This is a genomic window from Nocardiopsis sp. CNZ308 (assembly GCF_004217075.1).
This window is the reverse complement of the sequence record NZ_SHKJ01000001.1, coordinates 1,566,226-1,587,877: the sequence shown is the minus strand read 5'-3', so window position 1 is coordinate 1,587,877 and position 21,652 is coordinate 1,566,226. Positions and strand designations below refer to the sequence as shown.

The following is a 21,652-nucleotide window of genomic DNA, read 5'->3' as shown; positions in this document are numbered from 1 at the left end:
AACTCCCTGTGGGCTGTGCGGATGCGAGCTGCTTGCTGGCATGGCGCCCCCGGATGGTGCGGACTCCTCTCTGCCGGACGCACGGGCGAGGTCACCGCGACGTAGTGGCTGCGTCGCGCGGTGGGGGACCCGGCGGCCGTGTGGCGGCGGCTCCGTGGCCGCCGGGTTCAGGGGTGGTGCGCGTTGGTACGGGGCCCGGTCGGGGCCGGAGCACCGACCGGGCACTGGGTCAGAGTAGTCCCGCGGCGCGGGCCCAGCGATACTTCGCGCCGAGAATCTGCACGGGCTTCTCGGTGGTGTAGGGGAAGGCCACGACGCCGTGGTCGAACAGGTACCGCGAGGCCTCCTCGACCTCGGTGTCACCCGAGAGCGAGGCGACCACGGGCTTGTCGATCCCCTCGGCCCTGGCCTCGGCCACCACGTCGGCGACCACCTTCGCGAAGACCATCGGCGGCGTGATGATGGTGTGCCAGTAGCCCAGGATGAGCGCGTGCACCCGCTCGTCCTCCAGGCCCAGGCGGATCGTGGCCTCGTAGGTGGAGGGCGGCTCGCCGCCGGTGATGTCCACCGGGTTCCCGGCGGCGCCGAAGGGCGGGATGAAGGCCCGGAACGAGGCGTCCAGGTCCGGCGGGATCTCGTAGAGGCTCATCCCGTTGTCCACCACCGCGTCGGAGAGCAGCACGCCCGATCCGCCCGCGCCGGTGATGATGACGACGTTCTCTCCCTTGGGGGTGGGCAGGACCGGCAGCGCGCGGCCGAACTCCAGCAGCTCGTTGAGCCCGGGGGCCCGGACCACGCCCGCCTGGCGCAGGATGTCGTCGTAGACCTTGTCGTCGCCCGCCAGCGCGCCGGTGTGCGACCCGGCCGCGCGCGCCCCGGCGTCGGTGCGCCCGGCCTTGAGCACGATGACGGGCTTGTGCGGCACGACCTCGCGGGCGGCCTCGACGAAGGCGCGTCCGTCCTTGAGGTCCTCCAGGTGCATGGCGACGGCGTTGGTGTTCTCGTCCTGGCCGAAGAAGGTGAGCAGGTCGTCCTCGTCGATGTCGGCCTTGTTGCCGACGCCGACGATGGCCGAGACGCCGGTGCTCGTGCTGCGGCTGTAGCCGAGGATGGCCATGCCGATCCCGCCCGACTGCGAGGTCAGGGCGGTGCCGCCTCTGACGTCGTAGGGGGTGCAGAAGGTCGCCGACAGCTTCTCGGGCGTGTAGTAGTAGCCGTAGATGTTGGGGCCGAGCAGGCGCACGCCGTGTCTGCGGGCGACGGCGAGCACCTCGTCCTGGAGCTCCTGCTCGCCGGTCTCGGCGAACCCGGAGGGGATGAGGACCGCCGCGGCGGCCCCCTTCGCGCCGACCTCCTCCAGCGCGCCCGCCACGAACTTGGCGGGGATCGCGAAGACCGCCACGTCGACCTCGCCGGGGATGTCGAGGACGCTGGCGTAGGCCGTGCGGCCGTACACCTCGGGGGACTTGGGGTTGACCGGGTAGACCTCGCCCGCGTACCCGCCGTCGACGATGTTCTTGATGACGGAGTGGCCGATCTTGCCGGGCTCGTTGGAGGCGCCGACGATCGCGATCGACCGCGGCTTGAAGACCCGGTTCATCGCGGCGAGGATCTCGTCGCGTTCGAACCGCGCGGGCGGCTCGGGCGGCGCGAAGTCCAGGACGAAGCGCAGGTCCGCGGCCACGGCGGTGGCCGGTCCGGCGAAGACCGGGTTGAGGTCGGCCTCGGCGATCTCGGGGAAGTCGGTGACCAGGTCCGACAGCCTGCTGACCACGTCGGCCAGCCGCTCCCGGTCCACGCCGGGGCGGCCGCGCACGCCGCGCAGGATCTCGGCCGCGCGGATGTCGTCGATCTGGGTCAGCGCCTCCTCACGGGAGACCGGGGCCATCCGGAAGGTGACGTCGCGCAGCACCTCGACCAGGACGCCGCCCAGCCCGAAGACCACGATCTTGCCGAAGGTGGGGTCGGTGGTCGCGCCGACGAGGACCTCGACCTCCGGCCCGCCGCCGACCTGCTGCTGGATCTGGACCCCGTCGATACGCGCCCCCGGGGTGTGGGCCAGGGCGTTGGCGGTGATGCGGTGGTAGGCCTCGGCGACCTTCTCGGCGCTGTCCAGGCCGACCTCGACGCCGCCCGCGTCGGTCTTGTGCAGGATGTCGGGGGAGACGATCTTGGCCACGACCGGCAGGCCGAGCTCACCGGCCAGTTCGGCGGCCTCCTCGGCGGAGTGCGCCAGGGCCTCGCCCGGGACGGGGATGCCGTAGGCGTCGGCGAGGACGCGGCCCTCGGGGGCGGTCAGGGCGGTCCTGCCCTCGGCCCTGGCGCGGTCGAGCACCTCGCGGACCGCGGCGCGGTCGTGGTCGGGGCGGTCGGGGGTGTAGGCGGCCATGTGTTCAGATCACTCCGTTCGATGCGAGTTCGGCCAGGTCCTCGTCGGACAGCCCCAGCTCTCCGCCGTAGACCTCGGCGTTGTGCTCGCCGAGCAGCGGGGAGCGGACGACGTCCACCGGTGAGTCCGAGAGCCGGATCGGCGAGGAGACCGTGTCGTAGGAGCCCCGCTCGGGGTGCTCGACGGTGGTGACGACCCCGTTGGCCCGCAGGGTGGGGTCGTCGATGATCTCGCGGGTGGACATGATCGGCCCGCAGGGGATGTTGTGCGCGTTCAGCGCGGCCAGCACGTCCCACTTGGGGAGTTGGCTGGCCCACTCCTCGATGAGGGCGAACATCTTGTCGAGCTTGTCCAGCCGGGCCTCGGGGGTGGCCCACTCGGGATCCTCCGCCAGCTCGGGGCGGCCGATGAGCCGTGTGATGGGCTCCCAGCCGGTGGGCTGGACGATGACGTACACGTAGTCGTTGGGGCCGCCGGGGGAGGTGCGCACGGCCCAGCCGGGCTGGCCGCCGCCGGAGGCGTTGCCGGAGCGGGGGACCTCGTCGCCGAAGTCGTCGTTGGGGTACTCCGCCAGCGGTCCGTGCGCCAGGCGCTGCTGGTCGCGCAGCTTGACCCGGCACAGGTTGAGCACCGCGTCCTGCATGGCGACCTGGACGCGCTGGCCCCGGCCGGTGGTGGTGCGCTGGTACAGAGCGGCGAGGATACCGGCTACTGTATGCATCCCCGTGCCCGAGTCACCGATCTGGGCGCCCGTCGCCAGCGGCGGGCCGTCCTCGAACCCGGTGGTGCTCATGGAGCCGCCCATCGCCTGGGCGATCACCTCGTAGGCCTTGAAGTCGGCGTAGGCGCCGGGGCCGAACCCCTTGATGGAGGCGTAGACCAGCCGAGGGTTGGCCTCGGCGAGCACCTCCCAGGTGAAGCCCATGCGGTCCAGCGCGCCGGGGGCGAAGTTCTCCACCAGCACGTCGCTGCGGCGCACCAGGTCCAGGAAGATCTCCTTGCCCCTGGGGTTCTTGGTGTTGAGGGTGACGCTGCGCTTGTTGGAGTTGAGCATCGTGAAGTAGAGGCTGTCCACACCGGGCTTGTCCCGGAGCTGGCGCCGGGTGATGTCACCCGTGACCGCCTCCACCTTGACCACGTCGGCGCCCATCCAGGCGAGTATCTGCGTCGCCGACGGGCCCGACTGGACGTGGGTCATGTCCAGGACGCGGACCCCGTCGAGTGCCTTGCCCATGACTCTCTCCTTCCTGGTCAGGGCTACTTGTACATGGTCTGGTTCATCGTTCCCGGGGCGTAGACCTCGGGGTCGATCCAGACGTTGATCAGCGAGGGCTTGCCGGACTCGCGGGCGCGGCGCAGCGCCGGGGCGATGTCGGCCGGGTCCCGGACATCCTCGCCGTGGCCGCCCAGCATCCGGGCGAACTCGGCGTAGTTGACGTCGCCCAGGGTGTTGCCGATCTCGCCCCGGTCCGCGCCGTACTTGGCGATCTGGCCGTAGCGGATCTGGTTCATCGAGGAGTTGTTGCCCACGATGCCGACGAAGGGCAGGTCGAACCGGACCAGGGTCTCGAAGTCCCAGCCGGTCAGGCTGAACGCGCCGTCGCCGAAGAGGGCCACCACCTCCTTGTCCGGGCGGGCGTACTTGGCCGCCATCACGAACGGGACGCCCACGCCCAGCGTGCCGAGGGGCCCGGGGTCCATCCAGTGGCCCGGCGACTTGGGCTGGACCACCTGGCCGGAGAAGGTGACGATGTCGCCGCCGTCGCCGACGTAGATGGAGTCCTCGGTGAGGAACTGGTTGATCTCGCTGACCAGCCGGTAGGGGTGGATGGGCGTGGAGTCGGAGGTGAGCAGGTGCGCGCGCTTGTCCAGCGCGGCCTGCTCCTGGGTGCGCAGCTCCTCCAGCCAGGTCTTGCGGCTCTGGGCGCCGTTGTCCCCGTAGGCCGAGGTCGCCTGGAGCACCGAGGACAGGATCACGTCGGCGTCCCCGACCAGCCCCAGGTCCACGTCGCGGTTCTTGCCGACGGTGGCGTAGTTGAGGTCGATCTGCACCACCGTGGCGGTGGGCGAGAGGCGCTTGCCGTAGCCCATCCGGAAGTCGAAGGGGGTGCCGACGATGATGATCAGGTCGGAGTTGGTGAAGGCGTAGCGCCGGGAGAGCTGGAAGTGGTGCGGGTCCCCGGGCGGCAGGGTGCCCCGGCCCGCGCCGTTCATGTAGGCGGGGATGTTGAGCGCGCGCACCAGGTCGGTGGCGGACTGCGTGGCCCGGGTGGTCCACACCTGGTTGCCGAGCAGGATGCTGGGCTTCTCGGAGCGCACGATCAGGTCGGCGAGCCGCTCGATCGCGGCGGGGTCGCCCGCCTGCCGGGTGGAGGCGCGGTAGCGGCCCTTGGCGGGGACGCGCGCCCGCTCCACGGGCACCTCGGCGTCCAGGACGTCCCGGGGGATCTCCAGGAAGGCCGGGCCGGGGGCGCCGCTGTTGGCCTCGCGGAAGGCCATCGAGACCAGGTCGGCGACCCGCTCGGTGTGGGGCACGGTGGCGGCGAACTTGGAGATCGGGTTGATCATGTCCACGTGCGGAAGGTCCTGGAGCGAGCCCATCTTGTGCTGGCTCAGGGCGCCCTGGCCGCCGATGACCAGCATCGGGCTCTCCGCGCGGTAGGCGTTGGCGATACCGGTGACCGCGTCGGTGGTCCCCGGTCCGGCGGTCACGACGGCGCACCCGGGTTTGCCGGTGACGCGGGCGTAGCCGTCGGCGGCGTGCGCGGCGACCTGCTCGTGTCGCACGTCGACCACGTCGATGCCCTCGTCGGCGCATCCGTCGTAGATGTCGATGATGTGTCCGCCGCAGAGCGTGAAGATGACGTCGATCCCCTCGGCTTTGAGGGCCTTGGCGACCAGGTGGCCGCCGGAGATCGTGGTCTTCTCGCTGCTGGTGGACTCGCTGGTTGCCTTGTCGGCCATCGGTACGCCGACCCCTTTCGTGCGGGTGTGCGGGATGTGTCCTGCGGTGGCTTGTGTGGTGCGACCGTCTTCTGTAGGCGGGATACTGTATACCGTGTGCATCACATTGGAGCACGGTGCCGCGTCGCTGTCCAGACCCCGTGTGGGGCGGGTGTGGTCCGGACCGGAAGCGGGCGCCTGAGCAGGGCCGCCAGAACGGCCGCCGCGCCGCAGAGCACGCCGGACGCGGCCGGGCCCGCGGGCCACGCGGAGGCCGGCGCCAGGGCCAGGAACAGCGCGGCCCCGCCGACCCCGAGCAGGCCCCCGACCGCCTTGGAGCTGTAGACCAGGCCGTGGATGTCGGCTGTCCAGCGCGGCCCGAAGTGGCCCTCGGTGATCGCCCGGGTCAGCGGGTAGCACGAGCCGGTGCACGCGCCCGCCGCCAGCGCGAGGAGCACCAGCGCGGCGCTCTGCCCGGTCGGGACGGCGGCGGCCAGCCCCGCCTGGGCGAGCGCCCCCGCCCCCAGCAGCGCGGTGAGGGTGCGCCTGCGGCCGGCCCGCTCGGCCGCGGTGCCCGCGGCCAGCCGTCCCAGGCCGCTGCCCGCGGCGAAGGCCGTCACGGCCAGGGCGGCCGCCGCGCCCGGGTGGCCGCCGTCCGCCAGGAGGACGGGCAGCACGGCGAGGGTGGACAGCGCGCTCGCCCCGGACAGTGCGACCACCGCGTGCAGGAGCGGCAGGGAGCGGCCGGAGGACCACGCCTGGGCCGGGGTGAGGTCGCGGGCCCACGGCGGGTCGGCGCCCGCCAGCAGCGCGCTCGCGCGCGGGTCGGAGCCGGGCGGCCACCACCGGGGCGGGGCAGGGCGCTGCCCCGCGCCGCCCACCAGCCCCAGGACCGCGACCAGCAGGGCGAGCGCCCCGCAGGCGACGGGCAGGGCGGAGGGGGAGACGCCGACCGCGACGGCGGGCAGGAGGGGCACCCAGCCCAGGGCGAAGGCGCCGCCCACGGCGCCCGAGCGCACGGTGCGCCGGTCCGGGAACCAGCCGTCCACCAGGTGGGTGCAGGAGTGGTAGACCAGCCCCGCGCCCAGGCCGCCCAGGAGGCCGTAGCCCAGGACGGCGGCGGGGAGCGACGGGAAGACGCCGAGGGCGACCAGGGCGGCGGCGCACAGCAGCGCGCCCGCCTGGACGGCCGGTCCGGCCCGCACCGCTCCCCGGGCCCGGAGCCGGTGCAGCGCCGGTGCGCAGGCGCCCTGCACCAGGGTCCACACCAGGAAGGGGACCAGCGCCTGGGCGGGGGACCAGCCGTGCGCGGCCACCAGCGAGGGGACCGCGGCGCCGTAGCCGAACTGGAGTCCGCCGACCGCCGCCGCGGCGGTCAGCGCGCGGAGCAGGATCGCGCGGCGGGAACGGCCGGTGAGCGCGCGGGCCGAGGGGCCCACCGCGTAGCTCCTGCCGCGCCAGTCGCGCACCTCCTCCGGGAGGGGGTGGGAGGAGGAGGGGGTGGAGGGGGACGGATCGGGGGCCGGGCGGCTGCGCATGACGACACCTCCTTGTATGCAGTATGCAAAGAGCATGTCGTTCTGGAAAGGGGTGACCGGGAACACATTTCTGCCCGAAGGGCTATTGCATACTGCATACAGTATGGCGTAACACTGGAGGTGACCGAGAACCACGCACGTGAGGAGGCCCGGTGGATCTGTACGAGTACGAGGCCAAACAGCTCTTCGGGGAGTACGGCGTCCCCCTCGTCGAGGGCGAGATCGCGGACACCCCCGAACAGGCCCGGCTGGCGGCCGGACGGATCGGCCACCGGGTGGTGGTCAAGGCGCAGGTCAAGACCGGTGGTCGCGGCAAGGCCGGCGGGGTCAAGGTCGCGGAGGGCCCCGAGGACGCCCAGGCCAGGGCCGAGCAGATCCTCGGCATGGACATCAAGGGCCACACGGTCCACCGTGTCCTGGTCGAGGAGGCCTCCGACATCGCGGAGGAGTACTACTTCTCCTTCCTGCTGGACCGCGCGAACCGCACCTTCCTGTCCATCTGCTCCGCCGAGGGCGGCATGGACATCGAGGAGGTCGCCCGGACCCGGCCCGAGGCGGTCGTGCGCACCCCGGTCGGCCCCGAGGGCGTGGACCACGGGGCCGCCCTCGCGATCTGCCGCGCGGCCGGGCTGCCCGAGGAGGTGCGCGACTGCGCGGCCCAGGTGGTCACCCGGCTCTGGCAGGTCGCGGTCGGGGAGGACGCCACCCTCGTCGAGGTCAACCCCCTGGTCCGCACGGCCGACGGGCGGATCATCGCCCTGGACGGCAAGGTCACCCTGGACGGCAACGCCGCCTTCCGCCACCCCGAGCGGACCCCGTTCACCGACGGCGCCGACACCGACGAGCGCGAGCGCATGGCCAGGGCCAGGGGCCTGAACTACGTCAGGCTCGACGGCGAGGTCGGCGTCATCGGCAACGGCGCGGGTCTGGTCATGTCCACCCTGGACGTGGTCGCCCACGCGGGCGGGGCGCACGGCGGGGTGCGACCGGCCAACTTCCTGGACATCGGCGGCGGGGCCTCGGCCGAGGTCATGGCCAACGGCCTGGAGATCATCCTGGGCGATCCCTCGGTCAGGAGCGTCCTGGTCAACGTCTTCGGCGGCATCACCGCCTGCGACGCGGTGGCCGAAGGCATCGTCCGGGCCCTGGACATGCTGGAGGGCCGCAGCGGAGACGAGGGCTTCGACCAGCTCGGCAAGCCGCTGGTCGTGCGTCTGGACGGCAACAACGCCGAGCTGGGCCGCGAGATCCTCACCAAGCGGGCCCACCCGGCCGTGCAGCAGGTGGACACCATGGACGGCGCCGCCGCCCGGGCCGCCGAGCTCGCGGCCGCCAACTGACAGCGGCCGGACACCCTCGACGGGAGTGACGAACACACATGGCCATCTTCGTGAACAGCGACAGCAGAGTCCTGGTGCAGGGCATGACGGGCTCTGAGGGCACCAAGCACACCCGGCGCATGCTCGCCTCGGGCACCACCATCGTGGGCGGGGTCAACCCCCGCAAGGCCGGCCAGAAGGTCGACTTCGACGGCACCGAGGTGCCCGTCTTCGGCTCGGTGGCCGAGGGCATGGCCGCCACCGGCGCCGACGTCACCGTCATCTTCGTGCCGCCCAAGTTCTCGCGCGAGGCGGTCTTCGAGGCCATCGACGCCGAGATCGGGCTGGCCGTGGTCATCACCGAGGGCATTCCGGTGCACGACACCGCCGCGTTCTGGGCCCACGCCAAGGCCAAGGGCGGCAAGACCCGCATCATCGGCCCCAACTGCCCTGGGCTGATCACGCCGGGTCAGTCGAACGCGGGCATCATTCCGGCCGACATCACCAAGCCGGGTCGGATCGGGCTGGTGTCCAAGTCCGGGACGCTGACCTACCAGATGATGTACGAGCTGCGCGACATCGGTTTCTCCTCGGCGGTGGGTATCGGCGGGGACCCGATCATCGGGACCACGCACATCGACGCGCTGGCGGCGTTCGAGGCCGATGCGGACACCGACGTGATCGTGATGATCGGTGAGATCGGCGGCGACGCCGAGGAGCGTGCGGCGGAGTTCATCCGCGACAACGTGACCAAGCCCGTGGTGGGGTACGTGGCGGGCTTCACCGCTCCGGAGGGCAAGACGATGGGGCACGCGGGCGCGATCGTGTCGGGTTCCTCGGGCACGGCCGCGGCGAAGAAGGAAGCGCTGGAGGCCGTCGGCGTCAAGGTCGGCACCACCCCCAGCGAAGCGGCCCGGATGGTGCGCGCCGTCCTGGCCGGGGCTCCCCTCGGAGAGGAGGCGGGCGCCCTCTCCGAGGCGGCGCCCACGGCGCGATGACGGCGATGCTCAAGCCCGGCACCGACTGGGCGACCCTGTACACCCGCTGCCGCGAGGAGGCCCCCGAGGCCTTCGGACCCGACCGGACGCACAACCACTGGGGCGGCCGGTGGCGCGCCGACGGAGAGCCCCGGACCGCGTACTCGCCCGTGGACGGCTCGGAGATCGCGGGCCCGCCCATGCTCGACGGCGCCACCGCGGCCCGCGCGGTCGCCGGGGCGGCCGAGGACCACCGCCGCTGGAGCGCGCTGCCCCTGGCCGAGCGCCGGGAGCGGGTGCGCGCCGCGGTCCGGTCCTGGGAGCGGCACCGCGACACCCTCGCCCTGGCCCTGGTCTGGGAGATCGGCAAGCCCTGGCGGCTGGCCCGCCAGGACGTGGACCGGGCGATCTCGGGGGTCGAGTGGTACCTGGACGGCGTCGAGCCCATGCTGGAGGGCCGCCTGCCCCTGGACGGCCCGGTCAGCAACATCGCGAGCTGGAACTACCCGATGAGCGTGCTGGCGCACGCGATGTGCGTCCAGGCGCTGGCGGGCAACGGCGTGATCGCCAAGACCCCCACCGACGGCGGGCTGGTCTGCCTGACCCTGGCCGTGGCCCTGGCGGTCCGCGAGGGCCTGCCGTTCACGCTGGTCAGCGGAGGCGGCAGCGACCTCTCCCCGGCGCTGGTGCGCGGGCCCGAGATCGGCTGCGTGTCCTTCGTGGGCGGCCGGGACACCGGCGGCCGGGTGGCGGCCGACCTCGCCGACCTGGGGCGGCCGCACGTCCTGGAGCAGGAGGGGCTCAACTGCTGGGGCGTGTGGGAGTTCGGGGACTGGGAGACCCTCTCCGGGCAGATCCGCAAAACCTTCGACTACGCCAAGCAGCGCTGCACCGCCTACCCCCGGTTCGTCGTGCAGCGCTCCCGCTTCGACGCCTTCCTCGACGCCTACCTCACGGCGGTCCGGTCCGTGCGCTTCGGCCACCCCCTGGCCGTGGAGTCGGCCGCCGACGACCCGCCCGAGCTGGACTTCGGCCCGGTGATCAACGCGGCCAAGGCCAAGGAGCTGACCGACCGGGTGGCCGAGGCCGTCGCGGGCGGGGCCGTGCCGCTGTACCGCGGCGGGCTGGAGGACGCCCTCCTGCTGCCGGGCCAGAACACCGACGCCTACGTGGCCCCCGTGGCCCTCCTGGAGCCGCCGCGCTCCTCGCCGCTCTTCCACGCCGAGCCCTTCGGCCCGGTCGACTCGATCGTGCTGGTGGACACCGAGGCCGAGCTGCTGGCCGCCATGAACGCCAGCAACGGCGCCCTGGTCGCCACGGTCTCGTGCGACGACACCGACACGGCCGCGCGCCTGGCCGCCGGGGTGCGGGCCTTCAAGGTCGGCGTCAACCGGCCGCGCTCGCGCGGGGACCGCGAGGAGCTGTTCGGCGGCTGGGGCGACTCCTGGCGGGGCGCCTTCGTCGGCGGCGAGCTGCTGGTCCACGCGGTCACGAGGGGACCCGCGGCCGAGCGCCTGCCCGGCAACTTCCCGCACTACACCCTGCGCCCCGAGGGACGCGTCTAGGCAGCGCCTCCGGGGGCGTGCGGAACCGGACGCCCCCGGAGCCGACACCGCGAAGCGGCCCTCCCGGGGAGCGGGAGGGCCTTCGGGGAAGCCTGGGCGGGGTCCTCTCAAGGGAGGACCGGATGTCGGGAGCGGTCGGTGCAGGGGGCTGGAGCGCACCGGCCGCTCCCGCGTCTACCGACCCGGACCGCGGACGCCTCCCGTGGCCGCCGAAGGCGCGGTGTGCGCCTTCTTCAGGAGGATCCGGTGCCGTCCGGCGTAGACGTTCATGGAGGTTCCCCGGAGGAAGCCGACCAGGGTGATGCCCGCCTCGGCGGCGAGGTCGACGGCCAGGGACGAGGGCGCGGAGACGGCGGCCATCATCGGGATGCCGGCCATCCACGCCTTCTGGACCAGCTCGAAGGAGGCCCGCCCCGAGACCATCAGCACCGTCTCGCGCAGCGGGAGCCGGTCCGAGCGCAGCGCCCAGCCGACCAGCTTGTCCACCGCGTTGTGGCGGCCCACGTCCTCGCGCAGGGCCAGCAGCTCGCCGTCGGCGGTGAACAGGCCGGCGGCGTGCAGGGCGCCGGTGCGCTCGAACACCCGCTGGGCCTCGCGCAGCCGGTCGGGCAGCGAGGTCAGGGTCTCGGCCTCGATGCGCAGCCCGTCCCCGTCCACCCGCCACGCGGCCTGGGTGCGCACGGCGTCCAGGCTCGCCTTGCCGCACAGGCCGCACGAGGAGGAGGTGTAGAAGTTGCGCTCCAGGGAGGTGTCGGGGCGGGGGACCCCCGGGGCCAGGGACACGTCGAGCACGTTGTAGGTGTTCGACCCGTCCTCGGTGGCCCCGGCGCAGTAGCGGATCGCGGTGACCTCCTCGCCCCGGGAGACCACGCCCTCGCTCACCAGGAACCCCGCGGCCAGGTCGAAGTCGTTGCCGGGGGTGCGCATGGTGACGCTCAGCGGGTCCCCGTCCAGCCTGATCTCCAGGGGCTCCTCGACGACCAGCGTGTCCACGCGCTCGGTCGCGGACCCGTCCCTGATCCGGAGCACCTTCTCCCGGACCGTGACCCGTCCCATCCGTTCCACCGCCTTCCGGTGTACCTCTGTCCCGGTTCTATCTGATTTCGCCCGGTTTCTCATCCCCGGAGGTGGGCCCGCCCGTGAGCGGGCCCGCGGGGGGTCAGCCGCCGCCGCGCCGCTGTACGTGCTGGAAGCCGAACCGGCCCTTGATGCACAGGTTCCCGTGGGTCACCGGGTTGTCGTGCGGCGAGGTGACCTTGACGATCTCGTTCTCCTGCACGTGCAGCGTAACGTTGCAGCCGACCCCGCAGTAGGTGCACACCGTGGTGGTCTCGGTCTGCGCCTCCTCGTCCCAGGTGCCCGCCTCGCGCATGTCGAACTCGGTGCGGAAGGACAGGGCGCCGGTGGGGCACACCTCGATGCAGTTCCCGCAGTACACGCAGGCGGAGTCGGGCAGCGTGACGTCGTGCTCGGTGGAGACGCGGGCGTCGAAGCCGCGCCCGGCCACCCCGATGGCGAAGGTGTTCTGCCACTGGTCGCCGCAGGCGTCCACGCACTTGTAGCACATGATGCACTTGGAGTAGTCGCGTACGTACAGGTCGTTGTCCACCTTGGCGGGCTGCTCGACCGTCTCCGCGACCGCGCCGTCGCCGGGCTCGTGGTCGCCCGCGTGGCGGGCGTCGCGCACGCCCAGCGCCGCGGCCTCGGCGCGCGGGCCGAACCGTCCGGGCTCGGCCTCGTAGCGCTCCATCCACCCGTCCACCTTGGGCGTGGTGGACAGGTCCACGGAGGAGCCGAGCAGCTCCAGGACCATCTTGCGGCTGTGCCGCACCCGCTCGGAGTCCGTGGCCACGCTCATGCCGGGCTCCAGCTTGCGCGAGCAGGCGGGGGCGAGCGTGCGCGCGCCCTCCACCTCCACCACGCACACCCGGCAGGCGTTGCGGGGGGTGAGGGTGTCGCCGTAGCACAGGGTGGGGATCTCGGTCCCCTCCCCGGCGCAGGCCTCCAGGATGGTGGTGCCCTCCGGGACGCGCACGGTGCGCCCGTCGATGGTCGCGTCGATCAGCCGCTTGGGCGGGGCCAGGAGTACGGGGACGGTCATCGGGCCTCCTCGGTAGCCGCCCGGGTGCCCGGGCCGGTGCTCTGGTGGGTGTCGTCGGTCGCGTCGAACAGGCCGAGCCGGTCGATGGCCGACTCCACGGCGTTCCACGCGGTCTGCCCCAGGCCGCAGATCGAGGCGTCGCGCATCGCCAGGCCGACCTCGCGCAGCAGGGGCACCTCGGCGGCGGCGTCGCCCCCGGACCTGATCCGCAGCAGCGACTCCTCCTGGCGCACGGTGCCCACCCGGCAGGGCACGCACTGGCCGCAGGACTCGTCGCGGAAGAAGGCCGCCACCCGGACCAGCGTCGCGACCAGGTCGGCGGTGTCGTCCAGGACCAGCACCACCCCCGAGCCCAGGGACGTGCCCGCCGCGCGGGCCCCCTCGAAGGTCAGCGGGATGTCCAGCTCGTCCCCGCGCACGAAGGTCCCGGCCGCGCCGCCGAGCAGGACCGCCTGGATGGTGCGCCCCTCGGGCATCCCCCCGGCCGCCTCGATCAGGTCGCGCAGGGTGGCGCCGAAGGGCAGCTCGTACAGCCCCGGGCGGCGCACGCCGCCCGACAGGCAGAACAGCTTGGGGCCGGTGGACTGGCCGGTGCCCACGGCGGCGTAGGCCGGGCCGCCCATCAGCAGGACGGGCAGCACGTTGACCAGCGTCTCGACGTTGTTCACGGCGGTGGGCTTGCCGAACAGCCCCTTCTCCACGGGGAAGGGCGGTTTGCTGCGCGGCTCGCCCCGCTGCCCCTCGATGGAGCCGAAGATCGCGGTCTCCTCGCCGCAGATGTAGGCGCCCGCGCCGCGCCGGATCTCGATGTCGAAGGCGAAACCCGAGCCCAGGATGTCCGGGCCGAGCAGGCCCCGCCCGCGGGCCAGGGCGATGGCGTTCTCCAGGTGGCGCAGCGCCCGGGGGTACTCGCCCCGGATGTAGAGGTAGCCGGTCCGCGCGCCCACGGCGTACCCCGCGATGGTCATCGCCTCGACGACGGAGAACGGGTCGCCCTCCATCAGGACCCGGTCCTTGAAGGTGCCGGGCTCGCTCTCGTCGGCGTTGCACACCAGGTAGTGCGGGCCGTCCGGCTGCTGGGCGGTGGCCTGCCACTTGCGCCCGGTCGGGAAGGCGGCCCCGCCCCGGCCCACGAGACCGGAGTCGGAGACCTCCCGGATGACACCGGCGGGGCCCAGGCGCAGCGCCTGGCGCAGCGCGGCGTACCCGCCCGCAGCGCGGTAGTCGTCCAGGCTCAGGGGATCGACGGTGCCGATCCGGCGCAGCAGCACGTGGTCGGGCGAGCCCGCGTCGGGCACGGCCGCCGCGGGGTCGGGCTCGGGCGCGGACCCGGGCAGCGGGTCCGCGCCGAAGGTGGTGGAGGGCCGGTGGCCGTTGGTCTTCGGCGCCCCGGTCTCGGGCAGGGCCCGCGCGGCCATGGCGTCCAGAGCCTCGGGCGTGGCGGGGGCGGCGACGGCGTACCGGGCGGGGGCGCCCGCCTCCAGGGCCAGGGCCGCGGGGGCGCGCTCGCACATGCCCAGGCACGGGCTCTCGTGCCAGGCCGCCTCCCCGTCGTGGCCGCCGGGCGGGCCGAGGCGCTCGGTCAGCCGGGCGCGCATCCGGTCCGATCCCGCGGCCGCGCAGGCGATGTCGGTGCACAGGTGCACGACCCGGCGGGGCCTGCGGTGCAGGGCGAACATCGCGTAGAAGGAGGCGACGGCGTAGGCCTCCGCCGGGGGGACGGTCAGCCTGCGGCAGATGTGGTCGAGGGCGGGGCGGCTGATCCAGCCCACGCGGTCGTTCACCGCGTGCAGGGCCGGAAGGAGAAGGTCGCGCCGGTCGCGGGCGGAGTGGCCGCCCCGCGCGTAGCGCAGGTCGGCGTCCTGGCGGGCGCCGCCGTCCCAGCCGGACTCGGGCGGCCCGAGCACGCTCTCGACGGCCTCGCGTTCGGCGGTGGTGGGCGTCTCGTCCAGGAATCGCAGGTCCACGCCGTGGTCACCTCATATCGAGTGTAATCCAGATCACAGGATTCTGTATACAGAGAACAGTATGATGGCGGTGTTCAGGTTGACAACCCCTGTAAGCGGTAAGATCGCGTAAGGATGCGTCCGAGTGTTCGGACCGCGACCGCAGGGCGCTGACCTGGCATGACGGGCCGTGCCGCCGCCGCAGGGGGCTGGGGCGACGGCACGGCCCTCCCTCTTTCCCTCCCTCAGCTCGCGGCGGCGGTCTGACGGGCGGACCGCTCCACCCGTTCGATCCGCACGGCGGCGGCCTTGTACTCCGCGGTCCCCGCGATGGGGTCCGTGGCGTCGATGGTCAGCAGCTGGGTGTCCACCTGGTCGGGGAAGTGGAAGGTCATGAACACCAGGCCTGGCCGCATGGCCTCGGTGACCGAGACCGGGACCAGCACCGAGCCCCGCCGGGAGGTGACCCGGACCGTCTCCCCGTCGGCGACGCCGAGCTTGGCCGCGTCCTCGGGGGACAGGTCCAGCAGCTCGCCCCGGCGCAGCGGCGAGGAGAACCCGCTGGTCTGCACGCCGGTGTTGTAGTCGTCCAGCCGTCGGCCGGTGGTCAGGCGGAAGGGGAAGTCCTCGTCCAGCAGGTCCACCGGCGGCGAGTGGCCCACGATGCCGAACGGCGCGGGTTCGCCGCGCTCGGCCGGGTCCTCCGACCACAGCCGCGCGTGCAGGTAGCTCGGCTCCACGGTGTCCTCGGAGTAGCACGGCCACTGGATGCCGTGCAGCTCGGCCAGGCGCGCGTAGCTCATGCCCCGGTGCATGGGGGAGAGCGAGCGGACCTCGTCCCAGATCTCCTCGGCCGAGGGCCGCGTCCAGTCGTGGCCCAGCCGGGTGGCCAGGTCGCACATGATCTCGATGTCGTCGCGGGCGCCCTCCGGCGGGTCGAGAGCCCTGCGCACCAGCTGCACGCGGCGCTCGCTGTTGGTGAAGGTGCCGTCGGACTCGCACCAGGACGCGCTGGCCGGGAGCACCACGTCGGCCAGTTCGGCGGTGCGGGTCAGGAAGATGTCCTGCACGACCAGGTGGTCCAGGCCGCGCAGGCGGCGGGTGGTCTTGTGCGTCTCGGGCTCGGACTGGACGGGGTTCTCCCCGATCACGTAGAGGGTCCTGAGCTCGCGCTCGTCCATCGCCTCGAACATCTGGGTCAGGTTCAGGCCCTTGACGGGCTGGATCTCGCGTCCCCAGGCGGCCTCGAAGGGCGCGCGCACCCGGGCGTCCAGGATGTCCTGGAACCCGACCAGCCGGTCGGGGATGGCGCCCATGTCGCCGCCGCCCTGCACGTTGTTCTGGCCGCGCAGCGGGTTGAGTCCGGACCCGTACCGCCCCACGTGCCCGGTGAGCAGCGACAGGTTGATCAGCGAACGGACGTTGTCGGTGGCGTTGTGGTGCTCGGTGATGCCCAGCGTCCAGCACATCTGTGCGCGCTCGGCGCGGGCGTAGGCGTGCGCCAGCTCGCGGATGGCCTCGGCGGGCACGCCGGTCTCGGCCTCGGCGGCGGCCAGCGTCCACGGTTCGACCAGCGCCCGGTACTCCTCCAGGCCGGTGGTGGCGCGCTGGACGAAGGTGTCGTTGGCCAGTCCGGCGTGCAGGATCTCGCGGCCGATGGCGTGCGCCAGGGGGATGTCGGTGCCCACGTTCAGGCCCAGCCAGCGGTCGGCCCACTCGGCGGTGGGGGTGCGCCGGGGGTCCACGACGAACAGGCGCGCCCCGCGCCGCACGGCCTTGAGCACGTGCTGGAAGAAGATCGGGTGGGCGAAGCGCGGGTTGCCGCCCCAGATCACGATGAGGTCGGTGTCCTCGATCTCGGTGTAGGAGGAGGTGCCCCCGCCCGAGCCGAAGGCCGCGGCCAGCCCCGCGACGCTGGGCGCGTGGCAGGTGCGGTTGCACGAGTCGACGTTGTTGGTGCCGACGACGACGCGGGTGAACTTCTGCGCCATGAAGTTCATCTCGTTGGTGGCACGGGCGCAGGAGAGCATGCCGAAGGAGTCGGGACCGTGCTCGGCCACCCCGCGCCGGAACCCGGCGGCCGCGCGGTCCAGGGCCTCCTCCCAGGAGGCCGGGCGCAGCTCGCCGCCGTCACGGACGAGGGGTTGGGTGAGTCGGGTGAGGGGTGCGGAGGGTTCGTCGGATCGCATGTGGCCTCGCATGGTGTTCGTGGCCGGATTCGTCCGGGCCGCTGGGCGGCGATATTGTGCGGATACTGCATACAGTATTGAGACGGTGAGGGCAAGGGTCAAGGGTGCGCTGACGCGCTAGGCGGCGACGGAGGGCGCCGCGGGCGTGGGGGCGGGCGCGTCGAGCATCCGGGCGTTGAGCAGTCCCGCGACGGCGTCCACCGCCCGGAGAGCGGGGGCGGGGGCGCCGGTCAGGTCGGCCAGCTCCACCACGGCGGACAGGATGACGTCCAGTTCCATGGGGCGGCCGCGCTCCAGGTCGTGCAGGGTCGAGGTGCGGTGGTCGCCGGCGCGCTCGGCCCCGGCCAGGCGCCGGTCGATGGAGACGGCGGGGCGCACACCCAGCCGCGCGGCCACGTCCAGGGTCTCGGCCATCATGGTGCGGGCCAGCTCCCTGGTCGGGCGGTTGCGGCAGATCTGCACCATGGTGGAGCGGCTCAGCGCGCTCAGCGGGTTGAAGACGATGTTGCCCATCAGCTTCACCCAGATGTCCTCGCGCAGGTCCTGCTCGATCGGACACTTGAGCCCGCCCGCCTCCATCGCGGCCTGGAGCTCGCGGCAGCGCCGGGAGGAGGAGCGGTCCGGCTCGCCGATGGAGAACCGGGTCCCCTCGATGTGCCGGATCACGCCGGGTCCGGCGATCTCCGTGGCCGCGTAGACCACGCAGCCCACGGCGCGCTCGACCGGGATCGTCCGGCTGACCGCGCCGCCGGGGTCCACGCTCTCGATCCGGTGCCCGGCCAGGGGCCCCTCGATCCCGTGGAAGTACCACCAGGGGATGCCGTTCTGGGCGGCGACGACCATGGTGGAGGGGCCCAACAGGGGGCGCAGCAGCGGGCCGCAGGCCGCGTAGTGCTGGGCCTTCAGGCCGAGGATGACGGCGTCCACGGGCCCGACCTCGGTGGGGTCGTCGGTGGCGTGGGGGTGCGCGTCGAAGTCCCCGCGCGGGCTGAGGACCCGGACTCCCCGCTCGCGCAGGGCCCGCAGGTGCTCGCCGCGCGCGATGAGGTGCACGTCGGCCCCGCCCCTGTGCAGCGCGGCTCCCGCGTAGGCGCCGATCGCTCCGGCGCCGAGTACGGCGATTCGCATGAGGACTCCTTTCCATAAAATACTGTATACAGTATGCTTCAGGGCAGCGTTCTTCACCCGACGACAGGGAGAGAAGGAATGCCCGACCCGGTTGCCCCGGAAACTTCTCCGCTTCTTCACGGAAAAAGCCGCCCGCGCGCACCGCTGCCCTGGACCAAGGCGCGGGAGCTGGCGCGGGTGACCGGCGCCGAGGGTGGACAGCCCATGGCCGAGGAGCCGCTCGACGGCGCCCTCGGTGCCACCCTCGGCGCCGACCTCGTCTCGGCGGTCGACGTCCCGGTGCTGGACAGCGCGGCCATGGACGGGTACGCGGTGGCCGGCGAGGGCCCCTGGACCGTCCTCGGCCGCTCGCTCGCCGGGCGGCGGGGTCCCGTCGTCCGCCTGAACCCGGGGGAGGCGGTGGAGGTAGCCACGGGCGCCGTCGTGCCGGAGGGCACCACCGCCGTCCTCCCCTGGGAGCGGGCGACGGCGTCCTCCGGGCGCGTGCGCGGCGCGGCCGAGACCGGCAGGCACATCCGCCGCAAGGGCGAGACCACCCCCGCCGGGGCGCTGGCCGCGCGCCGGGGCAGCCCCGTCACCCCCGCCCTGCTGGGCCTGGCCGCGAGTCTGGGCCTGGACGCGCTGCCCGTGGTCCGCCCCGCGGTGCGCGTCCTGGTCACCGGGGACGAGGTCGTGCGCGAGGGGAGACCGCGCCCGGGCACCGTGCGCGACGCGATCGGTCCGCTGCTCCCCGGCCTGGTCGCCTGGGCCGGAGGGCGCTGCCTGCCCGCGCTGGCGGTCGCCGACCGCGGCCGGGACACGGCCCGCGCCCTGGAGGGGGTCCCGCCCGCCGAGGTCGTCGCGGTCTGCGGCTCCTCCTCGGCCGGGCCCGCCGACCACCTGCGCCCGGTGCTCGCCGGGCTCGGCGCGCGGATGGTCGTCGACGGGGTGGCCTGCCGCCCGGGGCACCCGCAGGTGCTGGCCGTGCTGCCCTCGGGAACCGTGGTCGTCGGACTGCCGGGCAACCCCGGCGCCGCGCTGGCCGCCGCGCTCACCCTGCTCGTCCCGGTGCTCGCCGGTCGCGCGGACCGGCGCGACCCCGCCCACCTCGGCCGACGGGTCCGGCTCATCGGGCCGACCCAGCCGCACCCGACCGACACCCGCCTGGTGCCGGTGCGCGTCAGCCGCGACCTGGCGGTGGAACTGCCCGGCACCGGTTCGGCCGACCTGCGCGCCGCCGCCGTCGCCGACGCCCTCGCGGTCGTGCCGCCCGGCCGCCGGACGGGGCGCGTCGAACTCGTGGAGCTGCCGTGAGGACACACGCGGCCGCCGCCTTTTGTACACTGTCTACAAAGCCCACGCATCGGGATGGAGCCGCCCTATGTCCCCACAGGGGTTGAACGCCGTCGCGGGACGGGTCCAGCGCCCCGTGCCGCTGCGTGAAGCCGTGTACGAGGCCATCCTCGACCTGATCACCAACCGGTCGCTCTCACCCGGCCAGCACCTGGTGGAGACGGAGCTGGCCCAGACCCTCGGCGTCTCGCGCCAGCCGGTCCGCGAGGCGATGCAGCGGCTCAGCAACGAGGGGTGGGTGGACCTGCGGCCCGGGTACGGGGCGTTCGTGCACACCCCCACCGAGAGCGAGGCCGACCAGCTCCTGGCCGTGCGCGCCCTGCTGGAGACGGAGTCGGCCCGCCTGGCCGCGCAGAACGCCTCGACGGAGCAGATCGGGACGCTGCGCGACCTGGTCGCCGCCGGGCGGGCGGCCACCGACCGCGCCGACACCGACGCGGTCGTCCAGGCCAACGCCGACTTCCACCGCACCGTCACCGAGGCCTCGGGCAACCGTGTGCTCGCCGAGCTGGCCGCGCAGGTCGACCGGCGGGTGCGCTGGTACTACGCCCCGGTCGCCCGCGTCCGCGGCGCCGCCTCCTGGGACGAGCACTCCGCCCTCGTCGACGTCATCGAGGGCCGTGACGCGGACGCGGCGCTGCGGCTGATGAGCGAGCACACCGAGCGCACCCGCCGCACCTACCACGAGCAGGTGGACGGCGTGGAGGTCTGAGCCGCCCCGCGTCCGTCCCCTCACCCGCGGCGGCTCAGGCCTCCACGACCCGGTACGCGCTGCCGTCGTCGTCGCGGGTCAGGTAACCCTCGTCCACGAGATGGCGGCGCATGGCCGAGTGGTCGTCGCAGCAGGACCGCAGGGCGGCGTTCACCTGCTTCTCGGTGTAGGTCACCCCGGGGGCGAAGAACCGGTCGGTGATCCGCGCGAACACCCGCGCGCGCAGCTCGCGCCTGGCGGGCAGCGCGCTCAGCCGCCCGTCGTGGAACAGCGCGTCCACCGGATCCCGGCGCGCGGGCCGGTGCTCCTCCAGGGCGGCGGAGAACACCTCCGGCACGCACACCACGCGGCCGTCGTCCTCGCGCACCAGTCCCGAGTCCGAGAGCCGGGCCAGGTTCCTGCGTCCCCGCCCGTCCGCGCGGACCTCCCCGGCGGGCAGCCCCCCGGCTCCCGCGCCGACCACACGGGCGTAGAGCGCCAGGCGGTCGGGGTCGGCCAGGGAAGAGACGATCTGGGTGGGGTGCGGCAACGGTGAGCCCTTCTCCGGGTAGCTGTGGGGCGACCCTAGGAGGCGGCCCCGGGTCGGGTCCAGGCGTTTTTCAGCCCGGGGCCCGCTCCCCTCGCCGTGATCTTGTACCCACAGCGAGGTCCGAGCGCCGACAGCGGCTACGAGTACAGGATCATCGCGGTTCAGCGCTCGGCCAGCAGCTGCTCGACCACCCGGCCCACACCGTCCTCGTCGCTGGGCGGGGCCACCCGCAGCCCCAGCGCCGGGTCGAGCAGGTCCGGGTGCCCGCTGGCCATGGCGTACCCCCCGCCCGCCCAGGACAGCGCGGCCAGGTCGTTGGGCATGTCGCCGAAGGCCACCACCTCCTCGGCGGCCACGCCCCACCGCTCGCAGACCATCGCGAGGGTGCTGCCCTTGTTCACGCCCGGCGCGCTCAGTTCCAGCAGGCTGTAGCTGCCCGAGTAGGTCACCTCCGCCAGCGACCCGACCGCCGCAGCGACCGTCTCGTGCAGCTCCTCCACCCGCATGCCGCGGGAGCGCACGAGCAGCTTGGTGATCGGGGTGGCCCGCCTCAGCAGGGTCTCGGTGTCCTCCAGCACCTCGCGCACCCACTCGCCGGACAGCCACGGCTCCAGGTGGTAGTCGGCGTCGTGGAAGAAGTCGGTGCCGGTCTCGATGCCGTAGCCGATTCCGGACAGCTCCGCGTTGACCTTCTCGACCACCGAACGGGCGGCCTCCGGGGAGATGGCGCGTACCAGCGGTTCGTCGCCGGGCACGTGGGCCAGGGAGCCGTTGCCGCAGAGCACGGCGGCGCAGGGGAGCTGCTCGGCGATGTGCTGCGTGGTCCGCGGCGGTCGCGCGGTGGAGACCACCACCCTGACGCCCGCCTCCGCGGCGGCGACCAGCGCCAGCCGGTTGCGCTCGGAGACCAGGCCTCCCGCGTCCAGGAGTGTGCCGTCGAGATCGGTCGCGATAACCCGGGGAAAGACCATGGTGGGCATTATG

General features: G+C 73.3%; 16 protein-coding genes. 5 read left to right on the top strand and 11 right to left on the bottom strand.

Going from position 1 to position 21,652, the window contains the following annotated elements; translation table 11 throughout:
• Positions 1-229: 229 nt before the first annotated feature.
• From EV372_RS06775 to EV372_RS06760, 4 genes are all read right to left on the bottom strand, one after another.
• Positions 230-2,389: an acetate--CoA ligase family protein gene (locus EV372_RS06775; protein ID WP_130395299.1), complete on the bottom strand. Its 2,160-nt coding sequence runs from the start codon at positions 2,387-2,389 to the stop codon at positions 230-232.
• A 4-nt stretch (positions 2,390-2,393) separates the two neighbouring features.
• Complete coding sequence (gene frc, locus EV372_RS06770; protein WP_130395298.1) at positions 2,394-3,623, bottom strand: formyl-CoA transferase; 1,230 nt, start codon at positions 3,621-3,623, stop codon at positions 2,394-2,396.
• A 23-nt stretch (positions 3,624-3,646) separates the two neighbouring features.
• Complete coding sequence (locus EV372_RS06765; protein ID WP_130395297.1) at positions 3,647-5,353, bottom strand: thiamine pyrophosphate-binding protein; 1,707 nt, start codon at positions 5,351-5,353, stop codon at positions 3,647-3,649.
• 101 nt (positions 5,354-5,454) lie between these two features.
• On the bottom strand, positions 5,455-6,870 hold the full coding sequence (locus EV372_RS06760; protein ID WP_130395296.1) for an MFS transporter: 1,416 nt from the start codon (positions 6,868-6,870) through the stop codon (positions 5,455-5,457).
• A gap of 152 nt (positions 6,871-7,022) precedes the next feature.
• Here EV372_RS06760 and sucC point away from each other — a divergent pair, with 152 nt between their 5' ends.
• The 3 genes from sucC to EV372_RS06745 are packed head-to-tail and all read left to right on the top strand — an operon-like array spanning position 7,023 to position 10,731.
• Positions 7,023-8,210: an ADP-forming succinate--CoA ligase subunit beta gene (gene sucC, locus EV372_RS06755; protein ID WP_130395295.1), complete on the top strand. Its 1,188-nt coding sequence runs from the start codon at positions 7,023-7,025 to the stop codon at positions 8,208-8,210.
• A gap of 38 nt (positions 8,211-8,248) precedes the next feature.
• The gene (gene sucD, locus EV372_RS06750) at positions 8,249-9,187 is read left to right on the top strand and encodes a succinate--CoA ligase subunit alpha (protein WP_130395294.1); all 939 of its coding nucleotides are present in this window, start codon (positions 8,249-8,251) and stop codon (positions 9,185-9,187) included.
• Complete coding sequence (locus EV372_RS06745) at positions 9,184-10,731, top strand: aldehyde dehydrogenase family protein (RefSeq protein WP_130395293.1); 1,548 nt, start codon at positions 9,184-9,186, stop codon at positions 10,729-10,731. The genes sucD and EV372_RS06745 overlap by 4 nt, the downstream gene beginning before the upstream one ends.
• Positions 10,732-10,905: 174 nt before the next feature.
• Here EV372_RS06745 and fdhD read toward each other — a convergent pair whose 3' ends face one another.
• The 5 genes from fdhD to EV372_RS06720 form a co-directional block, all read right to left on the bottom strand.
• On the bottom strand, positions 10,906-11,787 hold the full coding sequence (gene fdhD, locus EV372_RS06740; RefSeq protein ID WP_130395292.1) for a formate dehydrogenase accessory sulfurtransferase FdhD: 882 nt from the start codon (positions 11,785-11,787) through the stop codon (positions 10,906-10,908).
• Between the two features lie 103 nt (positions 11,788-11,890).
• Positions 11,891-12,832, bottom strand: a complete 942-nt coding sequence (locus tag EV372_RS06735) for a 2Fe-2S iron-sulfur cluster-binding protein (RefSeq protein ID WP_013155116.1) — start codon at positions 12,830-12,832, stop codon at positions 11,891-11,893.
• On the bottom strand, positions 12,829-14,799 hold the full coding sequence (locus EV372_RS06730; RefSeq protein ID WP_130395291.1) for an NAD(P)H-dependent oxidoreductase subunit E: 1,971 nt from the start codon (positions 14,797-14,799) through the stop codon (positions 12,829-12,831). The genes EV372_RS06735 and EV372_RS06730 overlap by 4 nt, the downstream gene beginning before the upstream one ends.
• Positions 14,800-15,023: 224 nt before the next feature.
• Positions 15,024-16,967: a molybdopterin oxidoreductase family protein gene (locus EV372_RS06725; RefSeq protein ID WP_130395290.1), complete on the bottom strand. Its 1,944-nt coding sequence runs from the start codon at positions 16,965-16,967 to the stop codon at positions 15,024-15,026.
• Positions 16,968-17,084: 117 nt separating this feature from the next.
• Complete coding sequence (locus EV372_RS06720) at positions 17,085-18,095, bottom strand: 2-dehydropantoate 2-reductase (RefSeq protein ID WP_130395289.1); 1,011 nt, start codon at positions 18,093-18,095, stop codon at positions 17,085-17,087.
• Positions 18,096-18,299: 204 nt separating this feature from the next.
• Here EV372_RS06720 and EV372_RS06715 point away from each other — a divergent pair, with 204 nt between their 5' ends.
• The gene (locus EV372_RS06715) at positions 18,300-19,388 is read left to right on the top strand and encodes a molybdopterin-binding protein (protein WP_197044494.1); all 1,089 of its coding nucleotides are present in this window, start codon (positions 18,300-18,302) and stop codon (positions 19,386-19,388) included.
• Positions 19,389-19,455: 67 nt separating this feature from the next.
• A complete protein-coding gene (locus EV372_RS06710; RefSeq protein ID WP_197044369.1) occupies positions 19,456-20,139 on the top strand; it encodes a GntR family transcriptional regulator in 684 nt (227 codons plus the stop codon).
• A gap of 34 nt (positions 20,140-20,173) precedes the next feature.
• Here the strand turns inward: EV372_RS06710 and EV372_RS06705 are convergent, their stop codons facing one another.
• Both EV372_RS06705 and EV372_RS06700 read right to left on the bottom strand, forming a co-directional pair.
• Entirely contained in the window at positions 20,174-20,668 is a 495-nt protein-coding gene (locus tag EV372_RS06705; RefSeq protein ID WP_130395288.1) for a DUF2087 domain-containing protein, read from the bottom strand.
• 161 nt (positions 20,669-20,829) lie between these two features.
• Positions 20,830-21,648, bottom strand: coding sequence for an HAD family hydrolase (locus EV372_RS06700; protein WP_130395287.1), 819 nt, complete (start codon positions 21,646-21,648; stop codon positions 20,830-20,832).
• Positions 21,649-21,652 lie beyond the last annotated feature (4 nt).

Coding starts and splice junctions, on each gene's coding strand:
- EV372_RS06775 (WP_130395299.1), bottom strand. CDS start 2,389: ATGGCCGCCTACACCCCCGACCGCCCCGACCACGACCGCGCCGCGGTC.
- frc (WP_130395298.1), bottom strand. CDS start 3,623: ATGGGCAAGGCACTCGACGGGGTCCGCGTCCTGGACATGACCCACGTC.
- EV372_RS06765 (WP_130395297.1), bottom strand. CDS start 5,353: ATGGCCGACAAGGCAACCAGCGAGTCCACCAGCAGCGAGAAGACCACG.
- EV372_RS06760 (WP_130395296.1), bottom strand. CDS start 6,870: ATGCGCAGCCGCCCGGCCCCCGATCCGTCCCCCTCCACCCCCTCCTCC.
- sucD (WP_130395294.1), top strand. CDS start 8,249: ATGGCCATCTTCGTGAACAGCGACAGCAGAGTCCTGGTGCAGGGCATG.
- EV372_RS06745 (WP_130395293.1), top strand. CDS start 9,184: ATGACGGCGATGCTCAAGCCCGGCACCGACTGGGCGACCCTGTACACC.
- fdhD (WP_130395292.1), bottom strand. CDS start 11,787: ATGGGACGGGTCACGGTCCGGGAGAAGGTGCTCCGGATCAGGGACGGG.
- EV372_RS06735 (WP_013155116.1), bottom strand. CDS start 12,832: ATGACCGTCCCCGTACTCCTGGCCCCGCCCAAGCGGCTGATCGACGCG.
- EV372_RS06725 (WP_130395290.1), bottom strand. CDS start 16,967: ATGCGATCCGACGAACCCTCCGCACCCCTCACCCGACTCACCCAACCC.
- EV372_RS06720 (WP_130395289.1), bottom strand. CDS start 18,095: ATGCGAATCGCCGTACTCGGCGCCGGAGCGATCGGCGCCTACGCGGGA.
- EV372_RS06715 (WP_197044494.1), top strand. CDS start 18,300: ATGGCCGAGGAGCCGCTCGACGGCGCCCTCGGTGCCACCCTCGGCGCC.
- EV372_RS06710 (WP_197044369.1), top strand. CDS start 19,456: ATGTCCCCACAGGGGTTGAACGCCGTCGCGGGACGGGTCCAGCGCCCC.
- EV372_RS06700 (WP_130395287.1), bottom strand. CDS start 21,648: ATGCCCACCATGGTCTTTCCCCGGGTTATCGCGACCGATCTCGACGGC.